We start from the raw sequence: 25,493 nt of genomic DNA on the forward strand, positions 1-25,493 counted from the left end.
AATATCATGGGGTCGCGAAACGTCCACGGTTTGAGCGGGGCGGCAGCGACGCGACTCGCCGCGCCGGCCCCCAGGAGATTCCCATGTTGATACGCAAGCCCGATGACATCGTTCCGTCCGAGATCACGACCGAAGCGGTCTGGCGGTCGCGCCGCGACCTGATCCTGCGCGCCGGCGTGACGGCGGCGGGGCTGGGGTTGCCGGGGTGGGCGACGCGCAGCGCCTTCGCCCAGGGCGCCGGTGCCGGCGTCCTGGCGGGCCAGGCCAATGCGGCGTTCAGCGTCATGGACAAACAGACGTCCTTCGCTGATATCACGTCATACAACAACTACTATGAATTCGGGGTCGACAAGGGCGAGCCCGCGGCCAACGCCGGCAAGCTGCAGACCCGGCCCTGGACGGTCAGCGTCGAGGGCGAGGTCGGCAAGCCGCGCACCTTCGATATCGACGAACTGCTCAAGCTCGCGCCGATGGAAGAGCGCGTCTACCGGCTGCGCTGCGTCGAGGGGTGGTCCATGGTGATTCCCTGGGTCGGCTATTCGCTGTCGGCGCTGCTCAAGCAGGTCGAGCCCACCGGCAATGCCAAGTACGTGGAATTCGTGACCGCCGTGCAGCGCGAGAACATGCCGGGCGTGCGCGCCGCCATCCTCGACTGGCCCTACGTCGAAGGGCTGCGCATCGACGAGGCCATGCATCCGCTGGCCATGCTGGTGTTCGGCGTCTACGGCAAGATGCTGCCCAACCAGAACGGCGCGCCGCTGCGGCTGGCCGTGCCCTGGAAATACGGCTTCAAGTCGGGCAAGTCGCTGGTCAAGATCCGTTTGGTGGAAAAGCAGCCGGTATCGTCGTGGATCAAGGCCGCGCCGCAGGAATACGGCTTCTATGCCAACGTCAACCCGACCGTGCCGCATCCGCGCTGGAGCCAGGCCACCGAGCGCCGCATCGGCGAGGACGGCCTGTTCTCGCCCAAGCGCAAGACCTTGATGTTCAACGGTTATGCCGAGCAGGTCGCGTCGCTCTACCAGGGCATGGACCTGAAGGCCAACTATTGAAGCCGCCGGTGGCCGATGGCGCGGCCGCGGCCGCGGCGTGCAAGCCGCAATGGTCGGCGCGGGCCGTGGGGCGCGCCAAGCCCTGGCTGTTCCTGTTGGGCCTGGCGCCGTTCGCGCGCTGGATCTGGCTGGGTTTTTCCAACGGCCTGACCGCCAACCCGGTTGAATTCCTGACCCGTTCGTCGGGCACCTGGACGCTGGTGTGCCTGCTCGTGACGCTGGCGATCACGCCCTTGCGGCGCTTGACCGGGCAGCCGGCGCTGGTGCGCGTGCGCCGCATGTGCGGCCTGTTCGCCTTCTTCTATGGCGCCATGCACTTCATGGCCTGGGTCTGGTGGGACCGTGGTCTCGATCCCGTCGCCATGCTGCAGGATATTGGCGAGCGGCCCTTCATCACGGTGGGCTTCGCCGCTTTCGTGCTGATGGCGGCGCTGGCGGCCACCTCCACCCAGTGGGCCATGCGCAAGCTGGGCAGGCGCTGGCAGCAATTGCATCGCGCCATCTATCTCATCGGCCTGCTGGCGGTGTTGCATTACTGGTGGCACAAGGCCGGCAAGAACGACCTGTCGCAGCCGATCCTCTATGCCTCGGTGCTGGCGCTGCTGCTGGGGTGGCGGCTGGTCGCCTGGTGGCGCCGCCGCCCGGGGTGAACCCATCTCGTCGGGCGTGCCGTGTCTTTCGCGGTCACCGCCCGGGGCGTCGGGCTACAGCATGGCAAGCATGATCGCCGCGGTCTCCGCGTCGGGCTGGCCGTCGTGCAGGGCGGGCCGATAGTGCATCTGGAAGGCCGCCAGCACATTGATGGTGGCGCGGTCCAGGGTGCCGGTTTGCGGGCTGGTGTAGCCCAGGCGTTGCAGTTGCTGCTGGAACCAGGCCACGTCGGGCGTGCCCTGGGCCTGCAGCCGTGCCAGGTGCGCGGCGGCGCCGGCTTCGTCGTACCAGCGGCCGATGCCCGCCGCGGCCAGTTGCTTCCAGGGGAACAGCGGGCCGGGATCGACCTTGCGCTGGGGCGCGATATCGCTGTGGCCGACCACGTTCCGGGGCGCGATGCCGTGGCGCTGGATGATGTCGCGCAGCAGGATGGTCAGCGCCCGGATCTGGCGGTCGCCGTAGGCATGCCATTGCGGTTTGCCGTCATCGCCGTCGGTCCAGCCGGGGTTGACGATCTCGATGCCGACCGACGTGCTGTTCATGGCGTTCAGGCCGTACCAGGCGCTTTCGCCGGCGTGCCAGGCGGCGCGGGACTCATCGACCAGCCGGTAGGCGCGGCCGGGCGTATCGATCAGGTAATGGGCGCTGACCTTGCCCTGCGACAGCAGCTTCATCGACAGCGCGTCGTCGGTCGAGGTGTAGTGCAGGACCACGAAGCGCACCCGGCTGCTCTGGCTGGCCGCGGTGATGGAGGTGTCCAGGTCCAGGCCCGCGGGGCCGCGCTGGGCGCAACCGGCCAGGGCCGCCAGGGCCAGCAATACCGCTGCAGATCGGATCATCGTCAGCGCGCCAGGTACAGGAACAGGGTGGGCATCTTGTCCAGCTGCGGGGCGGGCTGCTTCTTCCAGTCGGCGATGGTGCGGGTGACGATCCATTCGTCGGCGGTGGTCAGCGCGCGCGCCACGCACAGCTTGGTGTCGCCCTTCAGGCTGGCCAGCAATGTGGCGAACATGGCGGCGTTGCGGTAGGGGGTCTCGATCAGCAGTTGCGTCTGGTTGTGCCGCGCGGAGTGCTGTTCCCACGCCTTGAGCTGCCTGGCGCGCTCGCCGGCGTCCACCGGCGCGTAGCCGTGGAAGGCGAAGCGCTGGCCGTCCAGCCCGCTGGCCATCAGGCCCAGCAGGATGGAGGAGGGGCCGACCCAGGGTTTGACGGTGATGCCGAGCCGGTGGGCGGCGTCCACCACCTTGGCGCCAGGGTCGGCGACCGCCGGGCAGCCGGCCTCGGATACCAGGCCGATGTCGGCGCCGCGGCGCACCGGCTCGAGCCAGGCGCCGATCTGGGCGGCGTCGGTCTTGTCGCTCAGAGTATGGATGGTGATTTCCTGCAGCGGCCGGGTGGTGCCGACCTGCTTGAGGAAGGCCCGCGCCGTCTTGGCGTTTTCGGCGATGTAGGTGTCCAGGCTGCCGGCCCGCTCGCGCGCGTCGGCGGGCAGCCAGCTTTCGGGGGCGGCGTCGCCCAGCCCCACGGGAATCAGGTGCAGCGAGCCACTCATGCGGCCGCTCCGGGCGCCGTCAGGGGGTCCAGGCCGAAGCCGGCCAGCATCCGGGTCAGGGCGATCAGCGGCAGGCCGATGATGGCGGTGGGGTCATCGCTCTGGATGCTCTCCATCAGGGCGATGCCCAGGCTTTCCGCCTTGGCGCTGCCTGCGGTATCGTAGGGTTCCTCGGCGCGTAGGTAGGCGTCGATGGCCTGGTCGCTCAGGCGCCGGAATCTGCACCGCGTCACGATATCGGCTTTTTCCACTCGGAGGCCGTCAGTCACCGCCAACGCGCTGTGAAATTCCACGATCTGCCCGGAAAGTGCGCGCAATTGCGCCTGGGCGCGCGTAAAATCGCCAGGCTTGCCAATGGGTTGGCCGTCCACCGTGGCAACCTGATCCGACCCGATGACGACGCTGCCGGGATGCCCGCCGGCCACCGCCATGGCCTTGGCCACCGACAGGCGCAGCGCCAGCGCTTCGGGTGATTCGCCTTGCTGTGGCGTTTCGTCCACATCGGGCGAAATGGCGGTGAAGGGCAGGCGCAGGCGGGTGAGCAGTTCTTTGCGGTAGCGCGAGCTGGAGGCGAGGATCAGGCTGGGTTGTGAGGGCATTCGATATTTGACGCTGGGACGTAAGTCACAGTATTATCTAACGTTTTGCGGCATTTTTGCAGGGCAGCATGACTTTTGGGCGGGGCGCACCCCGCGTCAGTCATCGGTTTGGCGCCCTGGGATGGCCGCGAATGCACGGGATGTGCGGGTTGTGCGCGAATGCGCATTTCCGGCGGCCTCGTGCGAAAGGACAGAACATCAAGCCCATCGACGCATTCGCATTCGCCCATTCGGGCAAGGAAGCGCAAGGCACCATACCTCTTGTGCGGTTGACGCGCGCGGTTGACGGACTTCCCGAGCAACCGGCGGGTGAGGCCGGCCTTGTGACGTGGTCCGTGCGCGGCGAGATGGGCAAGGCCGGGCTGCTGCAAGGTCAGCCGCTCCTGCGCATACATGTGCGGGCGAATCCGGTCGTGGTGTGTCAGCGGTGCAATGAGCCGTTCGCCTATCCGGTGGACAGCGAGGTCCTGCTGCAACTGGTCAAGTCCGAAGCCGACCTCGACGACGGCTTTGCCTCCGGCGATCACGCCGCGGGTTTCGACGACGAGGACGAGGACGGCGAGGCAGGAAACGCAGGAAATGGTTTTGTGTCCAACCAGCCTGAAAAGGTGGTGGGTTCGCATCACTTCGATCTGTTGGCCCAGATCGAGGATGAGCTCATTCTGAGCGTTCCGTATGTGCCCAAGCATGATGTATGCCCGGGCGCGCAGGCCAAGGACAGCGAGGCTTCCCAAGAGCCCGTTGTCAAGCGTCCGTCGCCGTTTGCGGTGCTGGAACAACTGAAGCACAAAGATTGAGATCAACATCGGGCCGCATCGCGTACAATGCGCCCCGTTTCTAGGAGTCATCATGGCCGTTCAACAAAACAAGAAGTCCCCGTCCAAGCGCGGTATGCACCGCTCGCACGATTTTCTGGTGAATCCGTCGACCGCGATCGAACCCACCACGGGCGAAACGCACCTGCGTCACCACATCAGCCCCAACGGCTTCTACCGTGGCCGCAAGGTCCTGAAGACCAAGGCCGACGAATAAGGCCCCCGGGCCGAACTCGTACTCGGACCATTTCGGCTGAGCGCTGATACCTGGCACCCGTGATACGCATCGCCATAGACTGTATGGGCGGAGACTTCGGTCTGCCCGTCACGATTCCGGCTGCGATCGAGTTCGCCCGGCAATTTCCGGACACCCGGCTGTTGCTGGTCGGGCTTCCGGACGCTATCGAAGCGGCGCTCTCCGAGCATCGCGGCGTCGAGCGTGATCGCTTCGAGATCGTGGCGGCTTCCGAAGTCGTCACCATGGACGACCCGGTCGAGGTCGCCCTGCGCCGCAAAAAAGACTCCTCCATGCGCCTGGCCGCCCAGTCCGTCAAGGACGGGCGCGCCGACGCCTGCGTTTCCGCCGGCAACACCGGCGCATGGATGGCCATTTCCCGCTATGTGCTCAAGACGCTGGACGGCATAGACCGCCCCGCGATCGCCACGTCCATTCCGAACCAGACGGGCCGCGCCACCACGGTGCTGGACCTGGGCGCGAACGTGGACTGCACGGCCGAGCACCTGCTGCAATTCGCCATCATGGGCGCCGCGCTGTCGCAGGCGGTGGACCATCGCGACAGCCCCACTGTGGGGCTGCTCAACATCGGCGAAGAAGTCATCAAGGGCAACGAGGTCGTCAAGGAAGCCGCCGAGCTCCTGCGCGCCAGCCCGCTGAACTTCTACGGCAACGTGGAAGGCAATGACATTTTCAAGGGCACGGTCGACGTCGTCGTCTGCGACGGTTTCGTCGGCAACGTCGTGCTCAAGTCCGTGGAAGGACTGGCCAAGATGTTGTCCAGCGTCATCCGCGAAGAGTTCAAACGCAACCTGATCACGCTGCTGGTCGGCGCCCTGGCCAAGCCGGTGCTCAACCGCCTGCGCAATCGCGTCGATAACCGTCGCTACAACGGCGCGGCGCTGCTGGGCTTGCGTGGCGTGGTCATCAAGAGCCACGGTTCGGCCGATGCCTACGCTTTCGGCTTCGCCTTGCAACGGGCCCGCGAGGCCGTGGTGAGTAAACTGCTGGAGCGCACCGCTCAGACGGTGGCGCAGATCAACCAGCGCGTCCAGTCGGCTTCGGGTGTTTCGGCGCTCGAACCGGGCGCGGCTGGGGACACCGCTTGATGGATACCGCAATGAAATATTCCGCGATCGCGGGCACCGGCAGCTTCCTGCCGGAACGCGTGGTTTCGAATGACGCCCTGGCGGCCGAACTGGCGACGCGCGATATCGCCACGTCCGACGAGTGGATCGTCGAACGCACCGGCATCCGCCAGCGCCACCTGGCCGAGCGCGGCGTGACCACCAGCCAGTTGGCCACCGAGGCCGCGCGCCGCGCGTTGGCCGATGCCGGTGTCGACGCGTCCGAGGTCGATCTGATCGTGCTGGCCACCTCCACGCCCGATTTCGTGTTCCCCAGCACCGCCTGCCTGGTGCAGGCCAACCTGGGCGCCAAGGGCTCCGCGGCCTTCGACGTGCAGGCCGTGTGCAGCGGTTTCGTCTACGCCCTGACCACCGCCGACAGCTTCATCCGCGCCGGCCGCGCGCGTTGCGCGCTGGTGATCGGCGCCGAAGTGTTTTCGCGCATCCTCGACTGGAACGACCGCAGCACCTGCGTGCTGTTCGGCGACGGCGCCGGCGCGGTGGTGCTCAAGGCTTCCGACAAGCCCGGCATCATGGCCGCGCAGCTGCATGCCGATGGCAGCCAGATGAAGATCCTCAGCGCCGCGGGCAACGTGGCCTATGGTGACGTCACCGGCGATCCGTTCCTGCGCATGGACGGCCAGGCGGTGTTCAAGCAGGCCGTCACGGTGCTGGACCGCTCGGCCCGTGATACTTGCGCGGAAGCCGGGATCGAGATCGCCGATGTCGATTGGTTGATCCCGCACCAGGCCAACGTCCGCATCCTGAATTTCCTGGCGCGCAAGCTTGCCGTGCCGGTCGAGAAGGTTGTCATCACCGTCGACAGCCACGCCAACACCTCCGCGGCCAGCGTGCCGCTGGCGCTGGACGCCGCGCGCCGTGATGGCCGCGTCAAGGCCGGCCAATTGGTCCTGATGCAGGGCGTGGGCGGCGGATTCACCTGGGGTTCGGTACTGGCCCGCATGTAAGGGCGAGTCCGGCATGGCGCGGAGTGCCGCGCCTGCCGGATGGCACGCTCGACATTCCACAGACTCAGAATCAATCCACACGGTCAATCATGAAAATCGCTTTTGTCTTCCCCGGCCAGGGTTCGCAAGCAGTCGGCATGCTCGATGCCTGGGCCGACGTCGCTGCCGTGACCGACACCGTGGCGCGCGCCTCGCAGGCGCTGGGCCAGGACCTGGGTGCGCTGATCGCGCAGGGCCCCACCGAACAGCTCAACCTGACCACCAACACCCAGCCCGCCATGCTGACGGCCGGCGCCGCGTTCTTCGCGGCCTGGCGCGCGGCGGGCGGCCGTAATCCCGATGTCGTCGCCGGCCACAGTCTGGGCGAGTACGCCGCGCTGACGGCCGCCGGCTCGCTGGCGCTCGAAGATGCCGTGCGCCTGGTGCGCGTGCGCGCCGACGCCATGCAGGCCGCCGTGCCGGTCGGCACTGGCGCCATGGCCGCCATCCTCGGCCTGGACGATGACGCCGTGCGCGCTGCCTGCGCCTCGGCGGCCCAGGGTGAAGTGGTCGAAGCGGTCAACTTCAATGCGCCGGCGCAAGTCGTGATCGCCGGCCACAAGGCCGCCGTCGAGCGCGCCTGCGAGCTGGCCAAGGCCGCCGGCGCCAAGCGCGCGCTGCTGCTGCCGGTGTCGGCGCCGTTCCATTCCAGCCTGCTCAAGCCCGCCGCCGACGTGCTGGCCGGCGCGCTGGCCGCGGTGACGGTGGCGGCGCCGCAGATGCCCGTCATCAACAACGTCGATGTCGCCGCCCCGACCGAACCCGGGGCAATCCGGGATGCGCTGGTGCGCCAGGCGTGGCATCCTGTGCGTTGGGTCGAAACGCTGCGCGCCATGAAGGCCCAGGGAGTGACCCACGTCATCGAGTGCGGTCCGGGCAAGGTCCTGACCGGCCTGACCAAGCGTATCGACCCCGAGCTCACCGGCCTGGCCATCACGGATCCGGCCTCGCTCGAAGCCGCGCTGGCCGCGGTCAACGGAAACTAAGACCATGGAAAACACCTCGATCGAACTGCAGGGCAAGATCGCCCTGGTCACGGGCGCCACGCGCGGCATTGGCCGCGCCATTGCGCAGGAACTGGCCGCGCGCGGCGCGGTTGTCATCGGCACCGCCACGTCGGAATCCGGCGCTGCCGCCATCACCGAGGCGCTGGCCCCGTTCGGCGGCCGTGGCGTGGTGCTGGACGTGACCAATGCCGAAGCCTGCGACGCCTTGATCGACGCGCTCGGCAAAGAAGGCGGTGGCCCCCATATCCTCGTCAATAATGCAGGCATCACCCGCGATACGCTGGCAATGCGCATGAAAGACGACGATTGGTCCGCCGTCATCGACACCAACCTGGCGTCGGTTTTCCGCCTCTCGCGCGCGGTGCTGCGCAACATGATGAAGGCCCGCTGGGGACGCATCATCAACGTCACCTCCGTGGTAGGCTCGAGCGGCAATCCCGGCCAGGCCAACTACGCCGCGGCCAAGGCCGGCGTGGCGGGCATGTCGCGCGCGCTGGCGCGTGAGCTGGGCAGCCGCAACATCACCGTCAATTGCGTGGCGCCCGGCTTCATCGATACCGACATGACGCGCGCCCTGGGCGAGAGCCAGACGGCGGCGCTACTGCAGCAGATTCCGCTGGGCCGCCTGGGTTCGCCGACGGATATCGCCCATGCGGTGGCCTTTTTGTCCGGGCCGCAGGCGGGTTACATTACCGGCACCACCCTGCACGTCAACGGCGGGATGTACATGCAATAAGTCACGAAGCGCGTGGGCGGCCCAGGCCGCCGCGCCGCAGCCGGGCTTTCCGGCGCGGGGCAACGCGCGCTTCATCCGGAAACGCCGCATATCGGCACTCCTGCGCCCCGTGGGCGACAGATCAAAGTGTGCGGTGTTATTTTTGTCACGGCCTGGCGTTTGCAGTACTCTGCGCTTGGCTATAATTCGCGGGATTTTTCCCATTTGGAGATCTGCATGGAAAGCATCGAACAGCGCGTCAAGAAGATCGTCGCTGAACAACTTGGCGTGAACGAAGCCGAGATCAAGAACGAATCCTCCTTCCTTGACGACCTCGGTGCCGATTCGCTCGACATGGTCGAACTGGTCATGGCGCTCGAAGACGAATTCGAGACCGAGATCCCCGACGAAGAGGCCGAAAAGATCACGACCGTGCAACAAGCGATTGATTACATCAATTCGAACGGTAAGCAGTAAGCTCAGCCTATATCCTTCCGGTTGCCCCGAATTCGATTTCGGCGCCAACCGGGAACCGGGGCGGTTTCAGGAATTTGCCGTGTGGTCCACGCGCGGGAAGGGCATTGACGCCCGACCCGCTGTTGCGTGTGCCGCACGCGCAGTGCATCCCGAAAACCGCCTTTCTTTTGTCTGTTTGAGGAGTCATCCGTGAAGCGACGAGTCGTCATCACTGGCCTTGGTATCGTGTCGCCTGTCGGCAACGACCTGACCACCGCTTGGGACAATATCGTCAACGGACGTTCTGGCATCAGCCGCATCACCCGTTTCGATCCCTCGGCCATCACCACCCACATCGCCGGCGAAGTCAAGGACTTCGACATCAGCGCCTATATCTCGGCCAAGGAAGCCCGCCAGATGGATACCTTCATCCATTACGGCCTGGCTGCCGGGATGCAGGCCTGGCGCGACAGCGGCCTGGAAGTCACCGAAGCCAACGCCGAACGCATCGGCGTGATCGTCGGCTCGGGCATCGGCGGCCTGCCGCGCATCGAGGAAACCCAGGTCGAATACATGGCCAAGGGTCCGCGCCGCATCTCGCCGTTCTTCGTGCCGGGTTCGCTGATCAACCTGATCTCCGGCCATCTGTCCATCGCCTACGGCATGAAGGGCCCCAGCTACGCCGTCGTATCGGCCTGCACCACGGGCCTGCACTGCATCGGCGACGCGGCCCGCCTGATCGAGTACGGCGATGCCGACGTCATGGTGGCTGGTGGCGCCGAATCGACCGTGTCGCCGCTGGGCATCGGCGGTTTCGCCGCGATGCGCGCGCTGTCGACGCGCAACGATGATCCTCAGACGGCCTCGCGTCCCTGGGACCGCGACCGCGACGGCTTCGTGCTGGGCGAGGGCGCGGGCGTGCTGGTGCTGGAAGAATACGAACACGCCAAGAAGCGTGGCGCGCGCATCTATGGCGAGTTCGCGGGCTACGGCATGAGCTCCGATGCGCATCACATCACGGCTCCCGACAAGGACGGCCCGCGCCGCGGCGTGCTCAACGCGCTGCGCAACGGCGGCCTGAACCTGGAAGACGTCCAGTACGTCAACGCGCACGGCACCTCGACGCCCCTGGGCGACAAGAACGAAACCGATGCGCTGAAGCTGGCTTTCGGCGACCACGCCAAGAAGCTGGTGGTGAACTCGACCAAGTCCATGACCGGCCACCTGCTCGGCGCCGCCGGCGGCATCGAGGCCGTGTTCACGACGCTGGCCGTCTACAACCAGGTCTCGCCTCCGACCATCAACATCTTCAACCAGGATCCGGAATGCGACCTGGACTACTGCGCCAACGAGGCGCGGCAGATGAAGATCGATGTCGGCCTGTCCAACTCCTTCGGCTTCGGCGGCACCAACGGCTCCATGGCCGTTCGCCGGATCTGATTTGGAAGGCCCGGGCAAGGGGCGCTGGACGTTTGGCGTGCCTGTCCTGCGGCCGCGCGGCGTCGCGGCGTTGCCAGTCCTGGGGCTGGCCGCCGCGGTGGCCAGCATCGTGACCGCGGCTTTCTGGCACGGCACGGCCTGGCTGGCCGGCGCCGCACTGGCCGCATTGCTGTTGGCGGCGGGGCTGTTACACTCGATCCGTTTCAGCCCGTCCCCGGTATCGGCTTTGCGCACGGCAGCCGGGGCTGGCCGCTGGCAGGTACGCCTGCCGGGCGGCTGGCGGGAAGCGTCGCTGGTGGATCAGCGACGCGGACCGGCATGGCTCACGCTCACCCTGCAGCCCTTGCCCTCCGGGAGTATGGCCTTTAACGACCAACAAGTAACTTTTACCGTCTGGCAGACGGCCTTGCCGGCCGACGGCTGGCGGCGCCTGTGCCTATTGGCTGGCGCGGCGCGGCGCGAGCCTGCGGCGGTGCGCTTGCGGGAGGCTCCATGAGCGAGCGCGAAGTCGACGCCGAGCTTGTCGCCCGTGTCCAGCGCGGCGACAAGAAAGCGTTCGATCTGCTGGTGCTCAAATACCAGCGCAAGATCCTGCGCCTGCTGGCTCGCATGATCCGCGATCCGGCCGAGATCGAGGACGTGGCCCAGGAAGCGTTCATCAAGGCCTATCGGGCCCTGCCCCAGTTCCGGGGCGAGAGCGCGTTCTATACCTGGTTGTATCGTATCGCCATCAATACGGCCCGAAATTGGCTCGCCTCGCAGGGGCGGCGGCCGAGCGCGCCCAACGCGATAGAAACGGAAGACGGTGAAACTTTTAACGAAACCGACAACCTAACCGATATAAGCACGCCGGAGTCGATGGTTGCCAGCCGCGAGATCGCCGAGACGGTGAACGCGGCCATCGAGGAATTGCCCGAGGAACTGCGCACCGCAATCGTCCTGCGTGAAATCGAAGGTATGAGTTACGAAGACATCGCCCAGAGCATGGACTGCCCCATTGGTACGGTGCGCTCCCGCATTTTCCGTGCGCGAGAGGCCATCGCGACCAAGTTGCGCCCATTGCTAGGCACCGATGCCGAGCGTCGCTGGTAAGGAGTGGCAGTCATGCAGACTACAGCAGCCAAGTCCGTCGTTTCCTCGGAGTCCTCCTGGGAGGAATCCGTTTCCGCCTGGATGGACGGAGAAGAAACCGACGATATTCTTCCCGGCCTGTTGACCCGCGAGGGGCGGCAGACCTGGGATACCTATCACCTCATTGGTGATGCCCTGCGCAACAGTGATCTGGCGCTGACGCCCAGCGCCAGTTTCCATGCCCGCCTGTCGCGCGCGCTGGATGCCGAGCTGCCGATCGTGGCCGCGCCGCGGCGCCGCTCGCCGCTGCGCCTGGGCCTGTCCGGCCTGGCGGTGGCGGCCGCGGTCGCCACGGTGGCCTGGGTGGCCCAGCCCTACCTGGCGGGCGGCAATCCGGGCGCTGAAACCCGCGTGCTGGCCGACGCCAGCCTGGGCAGCTCCACCGACACTTCGGGCCTGAGCGACTACCTGGAGGCCCATCGCCAGATGGCCGGCCCCAGCGCGGTGCGCCAGGTGTCGTTCGATGTCGGAGCGGGGCGCTGATGGCCCTTGTGCTTCCGACCCGTTGGCCGGTGCTGGGAAGGGCTGCCTCGTGGCAGGCCCACCGCGCCGGCTGGTTCGCCGCTACGCTTCTGACCGCTTTTCTGGCCGCGCATGACCCCGCGCGCGCCGCCGACGCCGCTCCCGCCCAGCAGGGCGATGACGTGGTCCAATTGCTCTCGCGCATCCAGCAGGCTGCGCGCAAGCAGGACTACGCCGGCGTATTCATGTATCAGCAGGGCGAGACGATCCAGTCGTCGCGCCTGGTGCACGTCGTCGACGGCACCGGCGAGCGCGAGCGCCTCGAGATCCTCGATGGCCAGCCGCGCGAATACCTGCGCCACAACGAAGACGTGCAGTGCCTGATTCCCGAGCGCAAAACGGTGTTGCTCGAACGCCGCCGCGGCGATCGCTTCCCTGGGCTGCTGCTGGGCGATCCCGCCAACCTGACCGAACACTACAAGATCCGCACCGAGTCGGCGCTGCACCGCGTCGCCGGGCGCGAATGCCGGTTGATCACTATCGAACCGCTGGACAAGTTGCGCTATGGCTATCGCCTCTGTGCCGATGTCGAAACCAATCTGCTGCTGAAGGCCCAGACCCTCAATGCCGCCCGCGGCGTGGTCGAGCAGGTGTCGTTCACGTCCCTGCGCCTGGGAGCCGACGTCGACCCGCAATCGCTGTCGTCGCGCTGGAACACGCGCGACTGGCGCGTGCTCGAGCCTTCGATGAAGTCCGTGGACCTGAGCGCCCAGGGTTGGCGCATCCCGGCGCCCAAGGGCTTTGTGGTGGTCATGCAGGTGGCGCGCTCGATGGGGCGCGGCGCGACGGTCAACCAGATGGTGCTGTCGGATGGACTGGCGGCCATTTCGGTGTTCATCGAGCCTTACGACAGCCAGCGCGGCCATCATCCTCCGCCTGGCGCGGCGCAGCGCGGTTCCATTACCGTGTATGGCACGCGCATCGCCGACTACTGGCTGACGGCCGTGGGCGAAGTGCCCGTGGCGACGCTGGAACAATTGGCGGAAGCGACCGAATACGTACCCGTGACGAACGCTCCGGCGGCCGATTCCAAGTGAAGCGCGGCCGCCGCGGCAAGAAGTGATTTCGGAGCAACATATGAAAGCATTGATGGTGTCGAACCCCGGTCTGCGCCGCTTCCTGGCGGCCGCGACGGCGGGGCTCCTGATGTCGGCCGCGTTCGCGCCCGTCTCCCTGGCGCAGGCCCCGGCGGCCGACACGCCGACTCCGACGGTGGCGCTGCCTGACTTCACCAGCATCATCGAGAAGGCCGATCCGGCGGTCGTGAACATCCGCACCACGGCGACGGTGCCGATCCGCGGAGTGGGCCCGGGCGGCAACGATCCCGCCGAGCTGTTCCGCTGGTTCTTCGGCCCCGATTTCCAGCCGCCGGGCCAGGCGCCCGGTCCGCGCCAGCGTCCGCAGCCGCAGCAACCCGAGGAGCGTACCGTGCCGCGTGGCGTGGGCTCGGGTTTCTTCATCTCGGATGACGGCTACATCATGACCAACAACCACGTGGTCAGCGACGCAACCGACATCTACGTCACCCTCACCGACGGCCGCGAGTTCAAGGCCAAGGTCATCGGCACCGACGAGCGCACCGACGTGGCGCTGATCAAGATCGAAGCCAAGGACATGACGCCGCTGGTGATCGGCGATCCCAAGAAGCTCAAGAAGGGCCAGTGGGTGCTGGCGATCGGCTCGCCGTTCGGCCTGGATTCCACCGTCACGTCGGGTATCGTCAGCGCCATCGGCCGCGATACGGGCGAATACCTGCCGTTCATCCAGACGGACGTGGCGGTCAACCCGGGCAATTCGGGCGGTCCGCTGATCAACCTGGCGGGCGAGGTGGTGGGCATCAACTCCCAGATCATCTCGCGCAGCGGCGGCTTCATGGGTATTTCGCTGGCCATCCCGATCGACGAGGCGATGCGGGTGGTGGACCAGCTGCGCGCCACCGGCAAGGTCACGCGCGGCCGCGTGGGCGTCCAGATCGGCGAAGTGGGCAAGGACGTGGCCGAGGCCATCGGGCTGCCCAAGGCCGAAGGCGCCCTGGTGAGCAGTGTCGAGGTCGATGGTCCGGCCGAACAGGCCGGCGTGCAGCCGGGCGACGTGATCCTGACCTTCAACAAGGAACCGATCAAGCGCTGGACCGATCTGCCCCGCATCGTCGGTGAAACCAAGCCGGGCACGCGCGCCGACATGGAAGTGTGGCGCAAGGGCAAGAAGATGACCCTGTCGGTCAAGGTGGGCGAGATTCCCGTGGACAAGGCGGTGCCGGGCAAGAAGGGCGCGACGCCCGCGCCGGAAGTCACCAATGCGCTGGGTCTTGGCGTGGTGGACGTGCCCGCCGACGTGCAGAAGAAGCTGCGTATCAAGGGCGGCGTGCAGGTCAAGGTCGCCGAAGGCGCGGCCGCCAAGGCCGGGCTGCAGGAAGGCGATATTGTGTTGGCTCTGAACGACACCGACGTCACCGGCGCCAAACAGTTCGCGGAGCTGGTCGGCAAGCTGGACAAGGGCCGCGCGGTCGGTCTGCTGGTACGCCGCGGCGAGCAGACCCAGTGGGTGGCGGTGCCCGCAAGCAAATAAGGCCCAAGACCGGCTAAAATGGCTGGTTGCCGCAAGAGGGGGCGCCTGGCGCCCCCTCGTTTTTGCCCGTGCCGCCGTCGATCGCGGGCGGGCAGGGCGGCCGGGCGGCGCGACCGCGGGCATCCGCCCTTGACGCGCCAGCCGCAACCCTGTCAGCCGTGCCTACCCTGGTGGCGGCGTCTTCCGGCAGTTTGCCGAATGTTCCGTCCCTTTTAAACTCAAGCATGCAGCATATTCGCAACTTCTCCATCATTGCCCACATCGATCACGGCAAATCGACCCTGGCCGATCGCCTGATCCAGCGCTGCGGCGGATTGGCGGATCGCGAAATGTCGGCCCAGGTGCTCGACTCCATGGAGATCGAGCGTGAGCGCGGCATTACCATCAAGGCCCAGACGGCCGCCCTGCACTACAAGGCGCAGGACGGCAAGATCTACAACCTGAACCTGATCGACACCCCGGGGCACGTCGACTTCTCGTACGAAGTCAGCCGCTCGCTCTCTGCCTGCGAGGGCGCGCTGCTGGTGGTTGACGCCTCGCAGGGCGTCGAAGCGCAGACCGTGGCCAACTGCTACACCGCCATCGAGCTGGGCGTGGAAGTGCTGCCGGTGCTGAACAAGATGGACCTGCCGCAGGCCGATCCGGACGGCGCGCGCCAGGAGGTCGAGGACGTCATCGGCATTGACGCCTCGCAGGCGGTGCTGGCCAGCGCCAAGACCGGCATGGGCATCGACGAGATCCTCGAGGCCATCGTGGCGCGCGTGCCGGCTCCCCAGGGCGATCCCGAGGCGCCGCTGCAGGCGCTGATCATCGATTCGTGGTTCGACAACTACGTGGGCGTGGTGATGCTGGTGCGCATCGTCAACGGCATGCTCAAGCCCAAGGACAAGATCCTGCTGATGGCTTCCGGCGCCACCCACCTGTGCGAGCAGACCGGGGTGTTCACGCCCAAGTCGCAGCAGCGTCCGCACCTGTCGGCGGGCGAGGTGGGCTTCATCATCGCCGGCATCAAGCAACTCGAGGACGCCAAGGTGGGCGACACCGTGACGCTCGCGAGCAAGCCTGCGGCCGCGCCGCTGCCCGGCTTCAAGGAAGTCAAGCCGCAGGTGTTCGCCGGCCTCTACCCGGTCGAAAGCTCCGAATACGACCAACTGCGCGATTCGCTCGAGAAGCTCAAGCTGAACGACGCCGCGCTGATGTTCGAGCCCGAAGTGTCGCAGGCGTTGGGCTTTGGCTTTCGCTGCGGCTTCCTCGGCCTGCTGCACATGGAGATCGTGCAGGAGCGCCTGGAGCGCGAGTTCGACATGGACATCATCACCACCGCGCCGTCGGTGGTGTACGAGGTCGAGCAGCGCGATGGTTCGGTGATCACCGTCGAAAGCCCGTCGCGCATGCCGGAAATCGGCAAGATCGCCGACATTCGCGAGCCGATCGTGAAGGTCACGCTGTTCATGCCGCAGGACTACGTCGGCCCCGTGATGACGCTGTGCAACAACAAGCGCGGCGTGCAGATCAACATGAGCTATCACGGCCGCCAGGTGCACCTGGTGTACGAGATCCCGCTGGCCGAGATCGTGCTGGACTTCTTCGACAAGCTCAAGTCGGTGTCGCGCGGCTATGCCTCGATGGACTATGAGTTCCTCGAATACCGCTCGGCCGACGTGGTGCGGGTGGACCTGCTGATCAACAACGACCGCGTCGACGCGCTGGCCGTGATCGTCCACCGCAGCAACGCCCGCCACCGCGCGCGCGACGTGGTGACGCGCATGCGCGGCCTGATTCCGCGGCAGATGTTCGACGTGGTGATCCAGGCCGCCATCGGCGCCGAAATCATCGCCCGCGAGAACGTCAAGGCGCTGCGCAAGAACGTGCTGGCCAAGTGCTATGGCGGCGACATCTCGCGCAAGAAGAAGCTGCTGGAAAAGCAGAAGGCGGGCAAGAAGCGCATGAAGCAGGTCGGTACCGTGGAAATTCCGCAAGAGGCCTTCCTGGCCATCCTGCAGGTGGAAGACAAATAGAACCCGAGAAGGCGGTTAGCTGATGAGTTGGAACTTTGCCCTGATCCTGTTTGTTCTGCTGGTGCTGACCGGCATTATCTGGGCGCTCGATCTGGCCGTATTGCGGCGTGGCCGCGAGCGCCGGGCGCAAGAGGCGATGGCGCAGTACGATGCGGCGCTGATCGGCGATTCGCAAGAAGCCGAGCGCCTGCGGCGCGAGGCCGGCGACAAGGCCCGTCGCGTGCCGTGGTGGATCGAATACGCGGTCAGCTTCTTCCCCGTGATCCTGTTCGTGTTCGTGCTGCGATCGTTCGTGGTGGAACCGTTCCGCATTCCGTCGGGTTCGATGCTGCCGACGCTGCAATCCGGCGATCTGATCCTGGTGAACAAGTTCAGCTACGGCCTGCGCCTTCCGGTCATCGACAAGAAGGTGGTCGATATCGGCAAGCCGCAGCGCGGCGACGTGTTCGTGTTCCGCTACCCGGTGGACCCGGACGTCGACTACATCAAGCGCGTGGTGGGCCTGCCGGGCGACGAAGTGGCGTACATCGACAAAAAGCTGTACGTGAACGGCCAATTGGTGACGCATGTGCGGGATGGCGATTATTTCGAACCCGACCGTGTCTCTTATATCGCACAATATAAAGAAAAATTAGGCGAAGTTAGCCACAATATCCTGCTTGATGAAGGCAGGCCGCAGGAATATCGCCCGCAATTCCAATTTCCCAACCTCGGGAACTGCCAATATTCCCGCGATGGGGTACGCTGCAAAGTACCGGAGGGGCAATACTTCGCCATGGGCGATAATCGGGACAACAGCGCCGACAGCCGATACTGGGGTTTCGTGCCGGAATCCAATATCGTCGGAAAGGCGTTCTTCATCTGGATGAATTTCAGCGATCTCAGCCGCATCGGCCGGTTCAACTGATTATGTCGCTAGCCACGCTAGAAAACCGGCTGGATCACCACTTCGGTGACCCAGCACTGCTTGAACAGGCGCTGACCCACCGCAGCCACGGTGCGCGCCACAACGAGCGCCTGGAGTTCCTCGGGGATTCCGTGCTCAACTTCGTCGTCGCGGCGATGCTGTTCGAGCGTTATTCGAAAATCGACGAGGGAGACCTGTCGCGCCTGCGCGCCAATCTGGTCAAGCAGGCCTCGTTGGCGGATATCGCCCAGCGCCTGGAACTGTCCCAATACCTGCGCCTGGGCGAAGGTGAATTGAAGAGCGGCGGTTTCCGTCGTCCGTCGATCCTGGCCGACACGGTCGAGGCCCTGTTCGGCGCCGTGTTCCTGGACGCCGGTTTCGATGCCGCCCGCCGCGTGATCGTGCGCCAGTACCAGCCGGTGCTGGCCTCGGTCGATCCCAAGACCCTGGGCAAGGACGCCAAGACCTTGCTGCAGGAATTCCTGCAAGGCCGCAAGCTGGCCTTGCCCGTGTATACCGTGGTGGCCACGCATGGCGCGGCCCACAGCCAGCAGTTCGAGGTCGAATGCGCCATTCCGGCGCTCGAGATCAAGGTGAACGCGCCCGGCGCCAGCCGCCGCGCGGCCGAGCAGTCGGCCGCCAAGCTGGCGCTGGAGGCGGCGCAGGCCATCAGCCCGGCGTCCAAGGCCGCCCGCAAGTCGGGCAAGGCGCGCAAGACCGCGCAGTTGTCGCTGCCCGTGGCAGTGTCCCAAGAGACTAAATGAGCGATACCCCTTTCCGTACCGGTTTCGTGGCCATCGTGGGCCGCCCCAACGTGGGCAAGTCCACGCTGACGAACGCGTTGATCGGTTCCAAGATTTCCATCGTGTCGCGCAAGGCGCAGACCACGCGCCACCGCATCCACGGGGTGCTGACGCGCGACCACGAGCAGTTCGTGTTCGTCGATACGCCGGGCTTCCAGACGCGTCATGGCGGCGCCATGAACCGCATGATGAACCGCGTGGTGACGCAGGCGCTGGCCGACGTCGACGTGGTGGTGCACGTGGTCGAGGCTGGCAAGTGGTCGGAGGGCGACGCCAAGCTGCTGCCGTTGCTGCCGGCGCCGGAGCGCACCATCCTGGCCGTCAGCAAGATCGACGCGCTCAAGAACCGCGATGAATTGTTCGCCTTCGTCTCGAAGATCATGGCGCTGCATCCGTTCGGCGCCGTGGTGCCGGTCAGCGCCACCAAGAACCAGCAGCTCGACCAGCTGCTGCAGGAAATCGCCGCGCGCCTGCCGGAAGGCGAGCCGATGTTCGAGGAAGACACCCTGACCGACCGGCCGATGCGCTTCATCGCGGCCGAACTGGTGCGCGAGAAGATCTTCCGCCTGGTGGGCGACGAACTGCCCTACGGCTGTACGGTCGTGATCGAGCAATGGGAAGAGACCGACAAGGGCGCGCGCATCGCCGCCTGCGTCGTGGTGGAGCGCGACAGCCACAAGCCCATCCTGCTGGGCACCGGCGGCATGCACATGAAACGCATCGCCTCCGAGGCGCGGCAGGACATCGCCAAGCTGCTGGACAAGCCGGTGCACCTGGAGATCTACATCAAGGTGCGCAAGGGCTGGTCCGACCGCGAGAGTGCGCTGCGCGACCTGGGCTATGAGTAGACGGGCGCCTCGCGTCCAGGACCGCCCGGGATACATGCTCCACGCCACGGCGTGGCGCGAGACGTCCCTCATCGTTCAGACTTTCTCGCGCGACCACGGCTGTGTGGCCATGGTCGCCAAGGGCGCCAAGCGCCCGTATTCCGTGCTGCGCCCGGTGTTGTCGGCGTTCCAACCGCTGCTGCTGTCCTGGACCGGCAACGGCGAGGTCAAGACCCTGACCCGCGCCGAGATCATGGGCGTGCGCGCCCTGAACGGCACCGCCCTGATGTCGGCTTGGTACATGAATGAACTGTTGCTGCGGCTGTTGCCGCGCGAAGACGCCCATCCCCTGCTGTTCGACGCCTACGACATGGCCTTGCAGCAGTTGTCGGGCGGCACGCGCGCGGCCGGCGCCTTGCGCCGCTTCGAATGGACGCTGCTGCGCGAAACCGGCTATGGCGTGGACGAGGCCGAGCCCGACTTCGACGACCCCGTCATCGAGCCGGCGCTGCGCCGCGATCTGCGCGAGCGGCTGGCCGAGAACCTGGCGGGCCGGCCCCTGGCCACGCGCCGGGTGCTGATGGATCTGCAACGCATCTGAACCCGCGGCGCGCCCGGCCATGACCTTCACGCTCAAACAGGTCGAGACTTTCCGCACCGTCTACGAAACGGAGAGCGTCACCGCCGCGGCCCGGCGCCTGGATGTGTCGCCGGCCACCGTCAGCGCCACCCTGGCCGCGCTCGAAGCCGCGATTGAACTGCGCCTGTTCGAACGCGTGCGCCAGCGCATGCAGCGCACCCCCGAGGCCACGCTGCTGTACGAGGAAATCCGCCGCCTGAACGTGGGCCTGGAAACCCTGGGCCGCAAGATCCGCGCCATCCGCGGCGCGGCCCAGCCGCGCCTGCGCATCGGCTGTATCCATGCCTACAGCGGCGCGATCGTCAGCGACGCGATCACGCGTTTTCGCCAGCGCTATCCCGATACGCCGCTGTACCTGCAGATCCGCGATTCGAATACCTTGCGCGACATGGTGGTATCGGGCGAGCTGGACCTGGCCGCGGTCGCCGATGAGTCCGAACTCGAAGGCCTGCGCGGCCATCGCCTGGCAAGCCTGCGGGCGGTGGCGGTATTTCCTGATGGGCATCCCCTGGCGCGTCTGCAGCAGGTCGGCCTGGCCCAACTGGCCGAAGCCGATGTGATTGCGCTCAATGCGGAGGACGCCTCGCGCCAGCGCCTGGACGCGCTGTTGCTGCAGGCCGGCCTGGGGCTGAAGATCGCGATCGAGACGCCGTATTCGAGCACCGTGTGCCACCTGGCGCTGGCGGGACACGGCGTCGGCATCGCCAACCCCGCCACGGCCGTGGGCCTGGAGGCCGCGGGGCTGTGCCACCGGCCGCTGACGGCGCCGGTGCATTTCGAATGCCACATGATCGTGCATGGCAGCCGGCCATTGTCGGAAGCCGGCAAGTTCTGGGCGACCTGCCTGCGCGCGGCCCTGGCGCCTTTGGTGGAACGCTACGGCCTCAAGCGCGGCTGAGGCCGAAGGTCGATCGCAGGCCCGGTAGGCGGCCGATCCGGCGCGGCGGGCCTCGCGCCGGCCTTGGCGGTCAGCCGCGGCGGCCGTCGGACGTCAGGATCAGCACCACCGACGATTCGGCGTCCAACTGGCCGGCGCGCCGCAAGCGCGTGACCGCCGCCAGCGCCGCCGCCGACGACAGTTCGGTGGCCACCCCCATGCGTTCCAACCGCTGCTGCGCCTGGGCGGCGGCGGCGTCGGAGACTTCGACCGGCGAGCCGCCCGAGCGCTTCAGCGCTTCCAGCGATTGCAGCGTGACGGTGCCGCCGGCGATCGAGTACTGGTCGGTCGCGCCTTCCCACAGGCCGCGCGCGTCGCCGGTGCTGCGCGCCCGCGACAGGCGGGCATAGGGCTCGACCGCGTGCAGCCGCGGCAGCCGCGGGATGCGGCCGGCGCGCAGCAAGTGCTGCCAACCCAGCAGGATGCCCCACAGCAGGTCGCCGCGCGCGGTCGGCACCACGATATCGGTGGGCAGGCCGCAGGCATCGAGGATTTCCTGGGCAATGGGTTTGTAGCCCTCAACCCCGTACGGATGCGTGCCCACCGGCGGATTCAGGTAATTGGTGCCGGCGAAGGCGCCTTGGTTGCGGCACAGGTCCGCCACGTGCGGCCAGCGCGCCAGGCTGTCGTCGAAGGCCGTGAGGCGGGCGCCGAAGCGCTGCATGGCCTCCCGTTGCAGGGGCGGGCAATTGCGGGTGATGGCAATGTCGGCCTGCAGCCCGGCTGCGGCACAGTAGGCCGCCAGCGACACGCCGGCATTGCCGCTGGAGGCCGCCGCCACGCGTGTGGCGCCGGCCAGGCGCGCGCGCGACACCAGCTGGGCCGCCATGCGGTCCTTGTGGCTGCCGGTGGGATTGGCGCTTTCGCACTTGAGCCACAACCGCCCGACGCCTTCGGCCTGCGCCAGGGACCCGGCATCCAGGCAGGGCGTGGCGCCCTCGCCAAGGGTGGCCGGAGACCAGACCGGCAGGTCCATGGCATCGCCGGGCGCCGCATCGTAGCGGCATTCCAGCGACGCGGGATGGCCGGCTTCAAGGCAGTGGGGGCAGCCTTCTGGGTAGTCGGCGGGAGGCAGCAGGGCTTCGCAGCGCAGGCAGCGCAGGCCGGACAAGCGGGGATTCATCTGCATGGGTCAGTACAACGAGGCTAGGGAGTCCAGGGAAAGGGCGGGGGCCACCTGCAGCAGGCAGTCGCCGTCGTCGCTGCGGGCGATGGCGCGCAGGCAGACGACGGTGCCGGCCTGCGGGCTGGCCAGGTTGCGCGCGGGCAGGTCGGGCCGCGCCGGTTCGATCAACTGGCCGATGGTCTGGCCCGCCGTCACGGTCTGGCCCAGGTCGACCGCGGGGATGAAGACGCCACTCTCGCGCGCACGCAGGGTGGCGGCGGGGGGCTCCAGGTTGTGCAGTGTGGGGCTGGCCTGGCGCGAGGAAGCGCCGGCCAGCAGGCCGAGTTCGGCCAGGCAGCCGAGCAGGCCGTCGCGGCAGCGTTCGACCAGTGCGCGGGTGGTTTCGCGGCCGCCGCCGATCTCCGCGCTCAGCCGCAGCACGCCCAGGCGACTGGCGGCGGCCGGCAGGGAGCCGCTCTCGGTGCCGCGAAAGAACACGCAATGCGGCAGGCCGAAGGCGCGTGCCAGCGCAGGCACGCGCTCATCGAGCGCATCGTCGCCGTAGCGGGTGATCACCGACGACGGCAGGTAACGCAGCGAGGCGCCGCCGCTGTGCACGTCCACCAGCGCCTGGATGCGCGGCAGCAGCCGTGCTTCCAGCGCGGCCGCCACGCTTTCGGTATAGCCGCGCGCCGGGGCGCCCAGGAAGGCGCGATTGAGGTTGCCGTCATCCGACGGCGACAGGCGGGTGCCGGCCAGCGACGCCTCGGCGTTGGCGGCGGGCAGCAGATAGACCGTGCCGCGTTGCAGGACGCCGGGCAGCAGTTGCCACAGCTGCAGGATGGCTGCCTGGCCTTCCCATTCGTCGCCATGCACACCGGCCATCAGCGCCACGGCGGGGCCGGGCCCGGCCTCGATCTTCAGCACCGGCACCGTGATGCGCCGGTAGGCCGAGGCATTGGTGGCCGCGGCGCAGGTGAAATCCTCTCGGCTTACCTTGGCCATGGCGCGTCTCCGGCGTGGGGGCGGGCCGTCATCAGTCCAGCGTGGTGCCGGCTGCCTTGATGATGTTTTCCCATTTGGGCAGTTCCTTTTGAATCTGGGTCTTGACGTCGGCGGGCGTGCCGCCCAGCGGTTCCTGCGAGCGGCTGCGCAGTTCGCGGGCGACGGCTTCCGAATGCAGCGCCGTGTTCATGGCGGCGTTCAACCGCGCGATGACGGCGGGCGGGGTGCCGGCCGGCGCCACCAGCGCGCTCCAGGCCGATTGCTCGTAGTCCGGGTAGCCCTGCTCGGCCACGGTCGGCACGTCCGGATTGGAGGCGGCGCGGCGCTTGGTGGTTACGGCCAGGGCGCGCAGGCGGCCATCCTTCAGGTTGCCGATGAGGGGGGGCAGGTTCTCCATCATCGAGTCCACGTGGCCGCCCAGCAGGTCGGCCAACTGGGCGGCGGTGGCCTTGTACGGAATCTGGCGCACGGCGGCGCCCGTCTGCGCGATGAACAGCTTGACGCCGACCTCGCTGGTGGTGCCGGGGTCGGCCGAGGTCATGGTCAGCCGGTCGGGCTGGGCGCGGCTGGCGTCGATGAAGCTCTTGAGATCGCGGTACGGCGAGGCTGCGTTGACGACGATGACGTTGGGGGTTTCTGCCACCAATCCGACCGGCGCGATATCGCGGTCCAGGTCGTACAGCTGTTGCTTGAAGAGGTAGCGATGCAGCACCAGCGTGCCGACGTGGGCGTAGCCGATGGTGTATCCATCGGCCGGGGCGCGCACCAGCGCCTGCGTGCCGATGCGGCCCCCGGTGCCGACGCGGTTTTCCACCACCACGGCCTGGCCCAGCACGCGCGCCATCTCCTGGCCGATGAGGCGCGCGGTGATGTCGGCATTGCCGCCGGCGGCGGCGGGCACGATCAAGGTGATCGGACGTTCGGGGTAATCGGCCAGCGCGGGCGCGGCGGTCAGGCTGAGCAACAGGGCGGCAAGGCTGGCAATGCGTGTCATGGCGATTCCCGTAACGTGGATGGGCTGCGCTATTGTGCGGCGGCCGCGAGGGAAATCCGTTCGCCTTGCTCAGATGGATGTTTGGAGAAATCTAATGACTGTCTGGCGCCCGCCGGTCCGCCTGGCGGCCCAATCCATAGCCGAGCGCCGCGGCCGCCAGCGCGCACAGCGCACCCAGCAAGGCGATCAGCGCCACGCCATGGCCGAGCGCGTCGATGCCGGCCTTGACCCAGCCGCTGGCCGCGTCGCCGGCGCGGTAGACGACGGTGTCGATGACGTTCTTGGTCTTGTACTTGTCTTCGGGCGGCACCGCGGTGAACAGCATCTCGCGCCCCGGCTTGACCAGGGCGTATTCCCCCACGCGACGCAGGATCATCGCGCCCGCCAGCACGGCGAACACCGGATGGATCGCCAGTACCAGGAAGGCCAGCGCCATGGCCAGTGGCACCGCCGCCATCAGGAAGCGCACCCCTAGCCGGGCGGCGAGGCGGCTGGTGAGGAACAGTTGCGACAACAGCGACAGCGCCTGGACCGTGAAGTCCAGCGCGGCGAAGACCCGGATGCGCTGCGCCGTGTCGGTGAAGGCGCCGGCCACCAGCCGCGCCTGTTCCATGTAGAGAAAGGTGTTGAGGGTGGCCAGCAGCAGCACCAGCACGGCGACGCCCAGCAGGAAGGGCGATTGGAACACCCGAGCCAGGCCGGCCAGCGTCGCGCCCGCAATCGGCGTCGCCAGTTCGGCGGTGTCGGCCTCGGGGCGAACGGCGGCGCGCCAGCGCAGCAGCCAACGCTTGAGCGGCAGCGTGGCCGTCAGCAGCAGGGCCGACAGCAGCAACAGGCCCGCCGGACCCAGCGCGCCGGCCAACAGGCCGCCGAGCAAGGGGCCGCACAGCCCGCCGGCGCTGGCGCCGGCGGCGATGAAGGCGAACAGGCGCTTGGCCGAGTCCATGCGGAACACGTCGGCCATCAGGCTCCAGCCAAGCGAGACCACGAACAGGTTGAAGACCGACAGCCAGACGTAGAAGCTGCGCGCGGCCCAGACGCTGTCCGGCCGCCAGTGGAACAGTGCAGCGTAGCCGGCCATGGTGACGGCGAAGGCGGCGTAGGCCCACGTCACCAGCGTGGCGCGCGCCACCCGGGCCGACAGCCAGCCGAACAACGGCACCACCGCCAGCATGGCAAGGAAGGTGGCGGTGAAGAGCCACTGCAACTGGTCGACGCCGGTCTGGATGCCCAGCGTCTCGCGGATGGGGCGCAGCATGAAATAGCCGCAGAACAGGCAAAAGAAAAACGCGAAGCCGCAGGCGCCCGCAGGCAGTTCGTCGGGTTGAATCCCCAGCGCTTGCGCCGCCCGCTGGCGCCAGGATCCGGCGGCGCGCATGG

The 25,493-nt window shown here is 67.2% G+C and carries 28 protein-coding genes; 21 read left to right on the forward strand and 7 right to left on the reverse strand.

Features of this window, described 5'->3' with window-relative positions; genetic code table 11:
• Positions 1 to 83: 83 nt before the first annotated feature.
• On the forward strand, positions 84 to 1,052 hold the full coding sequence (msrP, locus tag AT699_RS07145; protein ID WP_024068100.1) for a protein-methionine-sulfoxide reductase catalytic subunit MsrP: 969 nt from the start codon (positions 84 to 86) through the stop codon (positions 1,050 to 1,052).
• Positions 1,049 to 1,702: a protein-methionine-sulfoxide reductase heme-binding subunit MsrQ gene (gene msrQ, locus AT699_RS07150; protein WP_058207261.1), complete on the forward strand. Its 654-nt coding sequence runs from the start codon at positions 1,049 to 1,051 to the stop codon at positions 1,700 to 1,702. Before msrP ends, msrQ begins: the two co-directional genes overlap by 4 nt.
• A gap of 54 nt (positions 1,703 to 1,756) precedes the next feature.
• Here msrQ and AT699_RS07155 read toward each other — a convergent pair whose 3' ends face one another.
• The 3 genes from AT699_RS07155 to AT699_RS07165 are packed head-to-tail and all read right to left on the reverse strand — an operon-like array spanning position 1,757 to position 3,854.
• Positions 1,757 to 2,548: an N-acetylmuramoyl-L-alanine amidase gene (locus tag AT699_RS07155; protein WP_370445591.1), complete on the reverse strand. Its 792-nt coding sequence runs from the start codon at positions 2,546 to 2,548 to the stop codon at positions 1,757 to 1,759.
• On the reverse strand, positions 2,545 to 3,255 hold the full coding sequence (locus tag AT699_RS07160; protein WP_020924700.1) for an SAM-dependent methyltransferase: 711 nt from the start codon (positions 3,253 to 3,255) through the stop codon (positions 2,545 to 2,547). Before AT699_RS07160 ends, AT699_RS07155 begins: the two co-directional genes overlap by 4 nt.
• Positions 3,252 to 3,854: a Maf-like protein gene (locus AT699_RS07165; protein WP_024068102.1), complete on the reverse strand. Its 603-nt coding sequence runs from the start codon at positions 3,852 to 3,854 to the stop codon at positions 3,252 to 3,254. The genes AT699_RS07160 and AT699_RS07165 overlap by 4 nt, the downstream gene beginning before the upstream one ends.
• 140 nt (positions 3,855 to 3,994) lie before the next feature.
• Here AT699_RS07165 and AT699_RS07170 point away from each other — a divergent pair, with 140 nt between their 5' ends.
• The 19 genes from AT699_RS07170 (at position 3,995) to AT699_RS07260 (ending at position 20,970) form a co-directional block, all read left to right on the forward strand.
• Entirely contained in the window at positions 3,995 to 4,651 is a 657-nt protein-coding gene (locus tag AT699_RS07170; protein ID WP_024068103.1) for a YceD family protein, read from the forward strand.
• 52 nt (positions 4,652 to 4,703) lie between these two features.
• Positions 4,704 to 4,886, forward strand: coding sequence for a 50S ribosomal protein L32 (rpmF, locus tag AT699_RS07175; protein WP_006389284.1), 183 nt, complete (start codon positions 4,704 to 4,706; stop codon positions 4,884 to 4,886).
• A 59-nt stretch (positions 4,887 to 4,945) separates the two neighbouring features.
• Positions 4,946 to 6,013 carry a phosphate acyltransferase PlsX gene (plsX, locus tag AT699_RS07180; RefSeq protein ID WP_026382573.1) on the forward strand — a complete coding sequence of 356 codons (1,068 nt, stop codon included), beginning with the start codon at positions 4,946 to 4,948 and terminating at the stop codon, positions 6,011 to 6,013.
• A complete protein-coding gene (locus AT699_RS07185; protein ID WP_020924696.1) occupies positions 6,013 to 6,999 on the forward strand; it encodes a beta-ketoacyl-ACP synthase III in 987 nt (328 codons plus the stop codon). Before plsX ends, AT699_RS07185 begins: the two co-directional genes overlap by 1 nt.
• Before the next feature lie 89 nt (positions 7,000 to 7,088).
• Positions 7,089 to 8,024 carry an ACP S-malonyltransferase gene (gene fabD, locus AT699_RS07190; protein ID WP_026382572.1) on the forward strand — a complete coding sequence of 312 codons (936 nt, stop codon included), beginning with the start codon at positions 7,089 to 7,091 and terminating at the stop codon, positions 8,022 to 8,024.
• A gap of 4 nt (positions 8,025 to 8,028) precedes the next feature.
• On the forward strand, positions 8,029 to 8,781 hold the full coding sequence (gene fabG, locus AT699_RS07195) for a 3-oxoacyl-ACP reductase FabG (RefSeq protein WP_024068104.1): 753 nt from the start codon (positions 8,029 to 8,031) through the stop codon (positions 8,779 to 8,781).
• Between the two features lie 216 nt (positions 8,782 to 8,997).
• Entirely contained in the window at positions 8,998 to 9,237 is a 240-nt protein-coding gene (gene acpP / locus AT699_RS07200; RefSeq protein WP_005012191.1) for an acyl carrier protein, read from the forward strand.
• Between the two features lie 189 nt (positions 9,238 to 9,426).
• A complete protein-coding gene (gene fabF / locus AT699_RS07205) occupies positions 9,427 to 10,656 on the forward strand; it encodes a beta-ketoacyl-ACP synthase II (protein ID WP_020924694.1) in 1,230 nt (409 codons plus the stop codon).
• Between the two features lies 1 nt (position 10,657).
• On the forward strand, positions 10,658 to 11,152 hold the full coding sequence (locus tag AT699_RS07210; protein WP_006389291.1) for a hypothetical protein: 495 nt from the start codon (positions 10,658 to 10,660) through the stop codon (positions 11,150 to 11,152).
• Positions 11,149 to 11,748, forward strand: a complete 600-nt coding sequence (gene rpoE, locus AT699_RS07215) for an RNA polymerase sigma factor RpoE (RefSeq protein WP_006389292.1) — start codon at positions 11,149 to 11,151, stop codon at positions 11,746 to 11,748. Before AT699_RS07210 ends, rpoE begins: the two co-directional genes overlap by 4 nt.
• A gap of 12 nt (positions 11,749 to 11,760) precedes the next feature.
• Complete coding sequence (locus AT699_RS07220; RefSeq protein WP_006389293.1) at positions 11,761 to 12,270, forward strand: sigma-E factor negative regulatory protein; 510 nt, start codon at positions 11,761 to 11,763, stop codon at positions 12,268 to 12,270.
• Positions 12,270 to 13,346: a MucB/RseB C-terminal domain-containing protein gene (locus AT699_RS07225; RefSeq protein ID WP_006389294.1), complete on the forward strand. Its 1,077-nt coding sequence runs from the start codon at positions 12,270 to 12,272 to the stop codon at positions 13,344 to 13,346. The genes AT699_RS07220 and AT699_RS07225 overlap by 1 nt, the downstream gene beginning before the upstream one ends.
• A gap of 109 nt (positions 13,347 to 13,455) precedes the next feature.
• Positions 13,456 to 14,877, forward strand: a complete 1,422-nt coding sequence (locus AT699_RS07230) for a DegQ family serine endoprotease (protein WP_370445592.1) — start codon at positions 13,456 to 13,458, stop codon at positions 14,875 to 14,877.
• A 224-nt stretch (positions 14,878 to 15,101) separates the two neighbouring features.
• Positions 15,102 to 16,895 (forward strand): translation elongation factor 4, encoded by a 1,794-nt coding sequence (lepA, locus tag AT699_RS07235; RefSeq protein WP_006389296.1) that lies wholly within the window; start codon positions 15,102 to 15,104, stop codon positions 16,893 to 16,895.
• A gap of 22 nt (positions 16,896 to 16,917) precedes the next feature.
• Positions 16,918 to 17,802 carry a signal peptidase I gene (gene lepB / locus AT699_RS07240; protein WP_024068105.1) on the forward strand — a complete coding sequence of 295 codons (885 nt, stop codon included), beginning with the start codon at positions 16,918 to 16,920 and terminating at the stop codon, positions 17,800 to 17,802.
• A 2-nt stretch (positions 17,803 to 17,804) separates the two neighbouring features.
• Complete coding sequence (gene rnc / locus AT699_RS07245; RefSeq protein WP_006389298.1) at positions 17,805 to 18,566, forward strand: ribonuclease III; 762 nt, start codon at positions 17,805 to 17,807, stop codon at positions 18,564 to 18,566.
• On the forward strand, positions 18,563 to 19,453 hold the full coding sequence (gene era, locus AT699_RS07250) for a GTPase Era (RefSeq protein ID WP_006389299.1): 891 nt from the start codon (positions 18,563 to 18,565) through the stop codon (positions 19,451 to 19,453). Before rnc ends, era begins: the two co-directional genes overlap by 4 nt.
• Positions 19,446 to 20,033, forward strand: coding sequence for a DNA repair protein RecO (gene recO, locus AT699_RS07255; RefSeq protein ID WP_026382568.1), 588 nt, complete (start codon positions 19,446 to 19,448; stop codon positions 20,031 to 20,033). Before era ends, recO begins: the two co-directional genes overlap by 8 nt.
• 19 nt (positions 20,034 to 20,052) lie before the next feature.
• Positions 20,053 to 20,970: a LysR substrate-binding domain-containing protein gene (locus AT699_RS07260; RefSeq protein WP_024068107.1), complete on the forward strand. Its 918-nt coding sequence runs from the start codon at positions 20,053 to 20,055 to the stop codon at positions 20,968 to 20,970.
• A 70-nt stretch (positions 20,971 to 21,040) separates the two neighbouring features.
• Here AT699_RS07260 and AT699_RS07265 read toward each other — a convergent pair whose 3' ends face one another.
• The 4 genes from AT699_RS07265 to AT699_RS07280 all read right to left on the reverse strand — a co-directional run bounded on the left by AT699_RS07265 (position 21,041) and on the right by AT699_RS07280 (position 25,491).
• Positions 21,041 to 22,138, reverse strand: a complete 1,098-nt coding sequence (locus AT699_RS07265; RefSeq protein WP_024068108.1) for a pyridoxal-phosphate dependent enzyme — start codon at positions 22,136 to 22,138, stop codon at positions 21,041 to 21,043.
• Positions 22,139 to 22,141: 3 nt separating this feature from the next.
• Positions 22,142 to 23,119, reverse strand: a complete 978-nt coding sequence (locus AT699_RS07270; RefSeq protein WP_024068109.1) for a M14 family metallopeptidase — start codon at positions 23,117 to 23,119, stop codon at positions 22,142 to 22,144.
• A 31-nt stretch (positions 23,120 to 23,150) separates the two neighbouring features.
• Positions 23,151 to 24,113: a Bug family tripartite tricarboxylate transporter substrate binding protein gene (locus AT699_RS07275; protein ID WP_024068110.1), complete on the reverse strand. Its 963-nt coding sequence runs from the start codon at positions 24,111 to 24,113 to the stop codon at positions 23,151 to 23,153.
• Between the two features lie 91 nt (positions 24,114 to 24,204).
• Positions 24,205 to 25,491 (reverse strand): NTP/NDP exchange transporter, encoded by a 1,287-nt coding sequence (locus AT699_RS07280; protein ID WP_024068111.1) that lies wholly within the window; start codon positions 25,489 to 25,491, stop codon positions 24,205 to 24,207.
• Between the last annotated feature and the right edge of the window lie 2 nt (positions 25,492 to 25,493).

The sequence above is a fragment of the Achromobacter xylosoxidans genome, assembly GCF_001457475.1.
Lineage (GTDB): Bacteria > Pseudomonadota > Gammaproteobacteria > Burkholderiales > Burkholderiaceae_B > Achromobacter > Achromobacter xylosoxidans.

Excerpts from the sequence above, each read along its gene's own strand:
- lepA (WP_006389296.1), top strand. The coding sequence starts at position 15,102 with ATGCAGCATATTCGCAACTTCTCCATCATTGCCCACATCGATCACGGC.
- acpP (WP_005012191.1), top strand. The coding sequence starts at position 8,998 with ATGGAAAGCATCGAACAGCGCGTCAAGAAGATCGTCGCTGAACAACTT.
- AT699_RS07275 (WP_024068110.1), bottom strand. The coding sequence starts at position 24,113 with ATGACACGCATTGCCAGCCTTGCCGCCCTGTTGCTCAGCCTGACCGCC.
- AT699_RS07185 (WP_020924696.1), top strand. The coding sequence starts at position 6,013 with ATGGATACCGCAATGAAATATTCCGCGATCGCGGGCACCGGCAGCTTC.
- msrP (WP_024068100.1), top strand. The coding sequence starts at position 84 with ATGTTGATACGCAAGCCCGATGACATCGTTCCGTCCGAGATCACGACC.
- rpoE (WP_006389292.1), top strand. The coding sequence starts at position 11,149 with ATGAGCGAGCGCGAAGTCGACGCCGAGCTTGTCGCCCGTGTCCAGCGC.
- rnc (WP_006389298.1), top strand. The coding sequence starts at position 17,805 with ATGTCGCTAGCCACGCTAGAAAACCGGCTGGATCACCACTTCGGTGAC.
- AT699_RS07160 (WP_020924700.1), bottom strand. The coding sequence starts at position 3,255 with ATGAGTGGCTCGCTGCACCTGATTCCCGTGGGGCTGGGCGACGCCGCC.
- AT699_RS07280 (WP_024068111.1), bottom strand. The coding sequence starts at position 25,491 with ATGCGCGCCGCCGGATCCTGGCGCCAGCGGGCGGCGCAAGCGCTGGGG.
- fabD (WP_026382572.1), top strand. The coding sequence starts at position 7,089 with ATGAAAATCGCTTTTGTCTTCCCCGGCCAGGGTTCGCAAGCAGTCGGC.
- fabG (WP_024068104.1), top strand. The coding sequence starts at position 8,029 with ATGGAAAACACCTCGATCGAACTGCAGGGCAAGATCGCCCTGGTCACG.
- lepB (WP_024068105.1), top strand. The coding sequence starts at position 16,918 with ATGAGTTGGAACTTTGCCCTGATCCTGTTTGTTCTGCTGGTGCTGACC.
- AT699_RS07270 (WP_024068109.1), bottom strand. The coding sequence starts at position 23,119 with ATGGCCAAGGTAAGCCGAGAGGATTTCACCTGCGCCGCGGCCACCAAT.
- AT699_RS07220 (WP_006389293.1), top strand. The coding sequence starts at position 11,761 with ATGCAGACTACAGCAGCCAAGTCCGTCGTTTCCTCGGAGTCCTCCTGG.
- AT699_RS07260 (WP_024068107.1), top strand. The coding sequence starts at position 20,053 with ATGACCTTCACGCTCAAACAGGTCGAGACTTTCCGCACCGTCTACGAA.
- AT699_RS07265 (WP_024068108.1), bottom strand. The coding sequence starts at position 22,138 with ATGCAGATGAATCCCCGCTTGTCCGGCCTGCGCTGCCTGCGCTGCGAA.
- era (WP_006389299.1), top strand. The coding sequence starts at position 18,563 with ATGAGCGATACCCCTTTCCGTACCGGTTTCGTGGCCATCGTGGGCCGC.
- AT699_RS07165 (WP_024068102.1), bottom strand. The coding sequence starts at position 3,854 with ATGCCCTCACAACCCAGCCTGATCCTCGCCTCCAGCTCGCGCTACCGC.
- AT699_RS07225 (WP_006389294.1), top strand. The coding sequence starts at position 12,270 with ATGGCCCTTGTGCTTCCGACCCGTTGGCCGGTGCTGGGAAGGGCTGCC.
- recO (WP_026382568.1), top strand. The coding sequence starts at position 19,446 with ATGAGTAGACGGGCGCCTCGCGTCCAGGACCGCCCGGGATACATGCTC.
- AT699_RS07230 (WP_370445592.1), top strand. The coding sequence starts at position 13,456 with ATGTCGGCCGCGTTCGCGCCCGTCTCCCTGGCGCAGGCCCCGGCGGCC.
- AT699_RS07170 (WP_024068103.1), top strand. The coding sequence starts at position 3,995 with ATGTGCGGGTTGTGCGCGAATGCGCATTTCCGGCGGCCTCGTGCGAAA.
- rpmF (WP_006389284.1), top strand. The coding sequence starts at position 4,704 with ATGGCCGTTCAACAAAACAAGAAGTCCCCGTCCAAGCGCGGTATGCAC.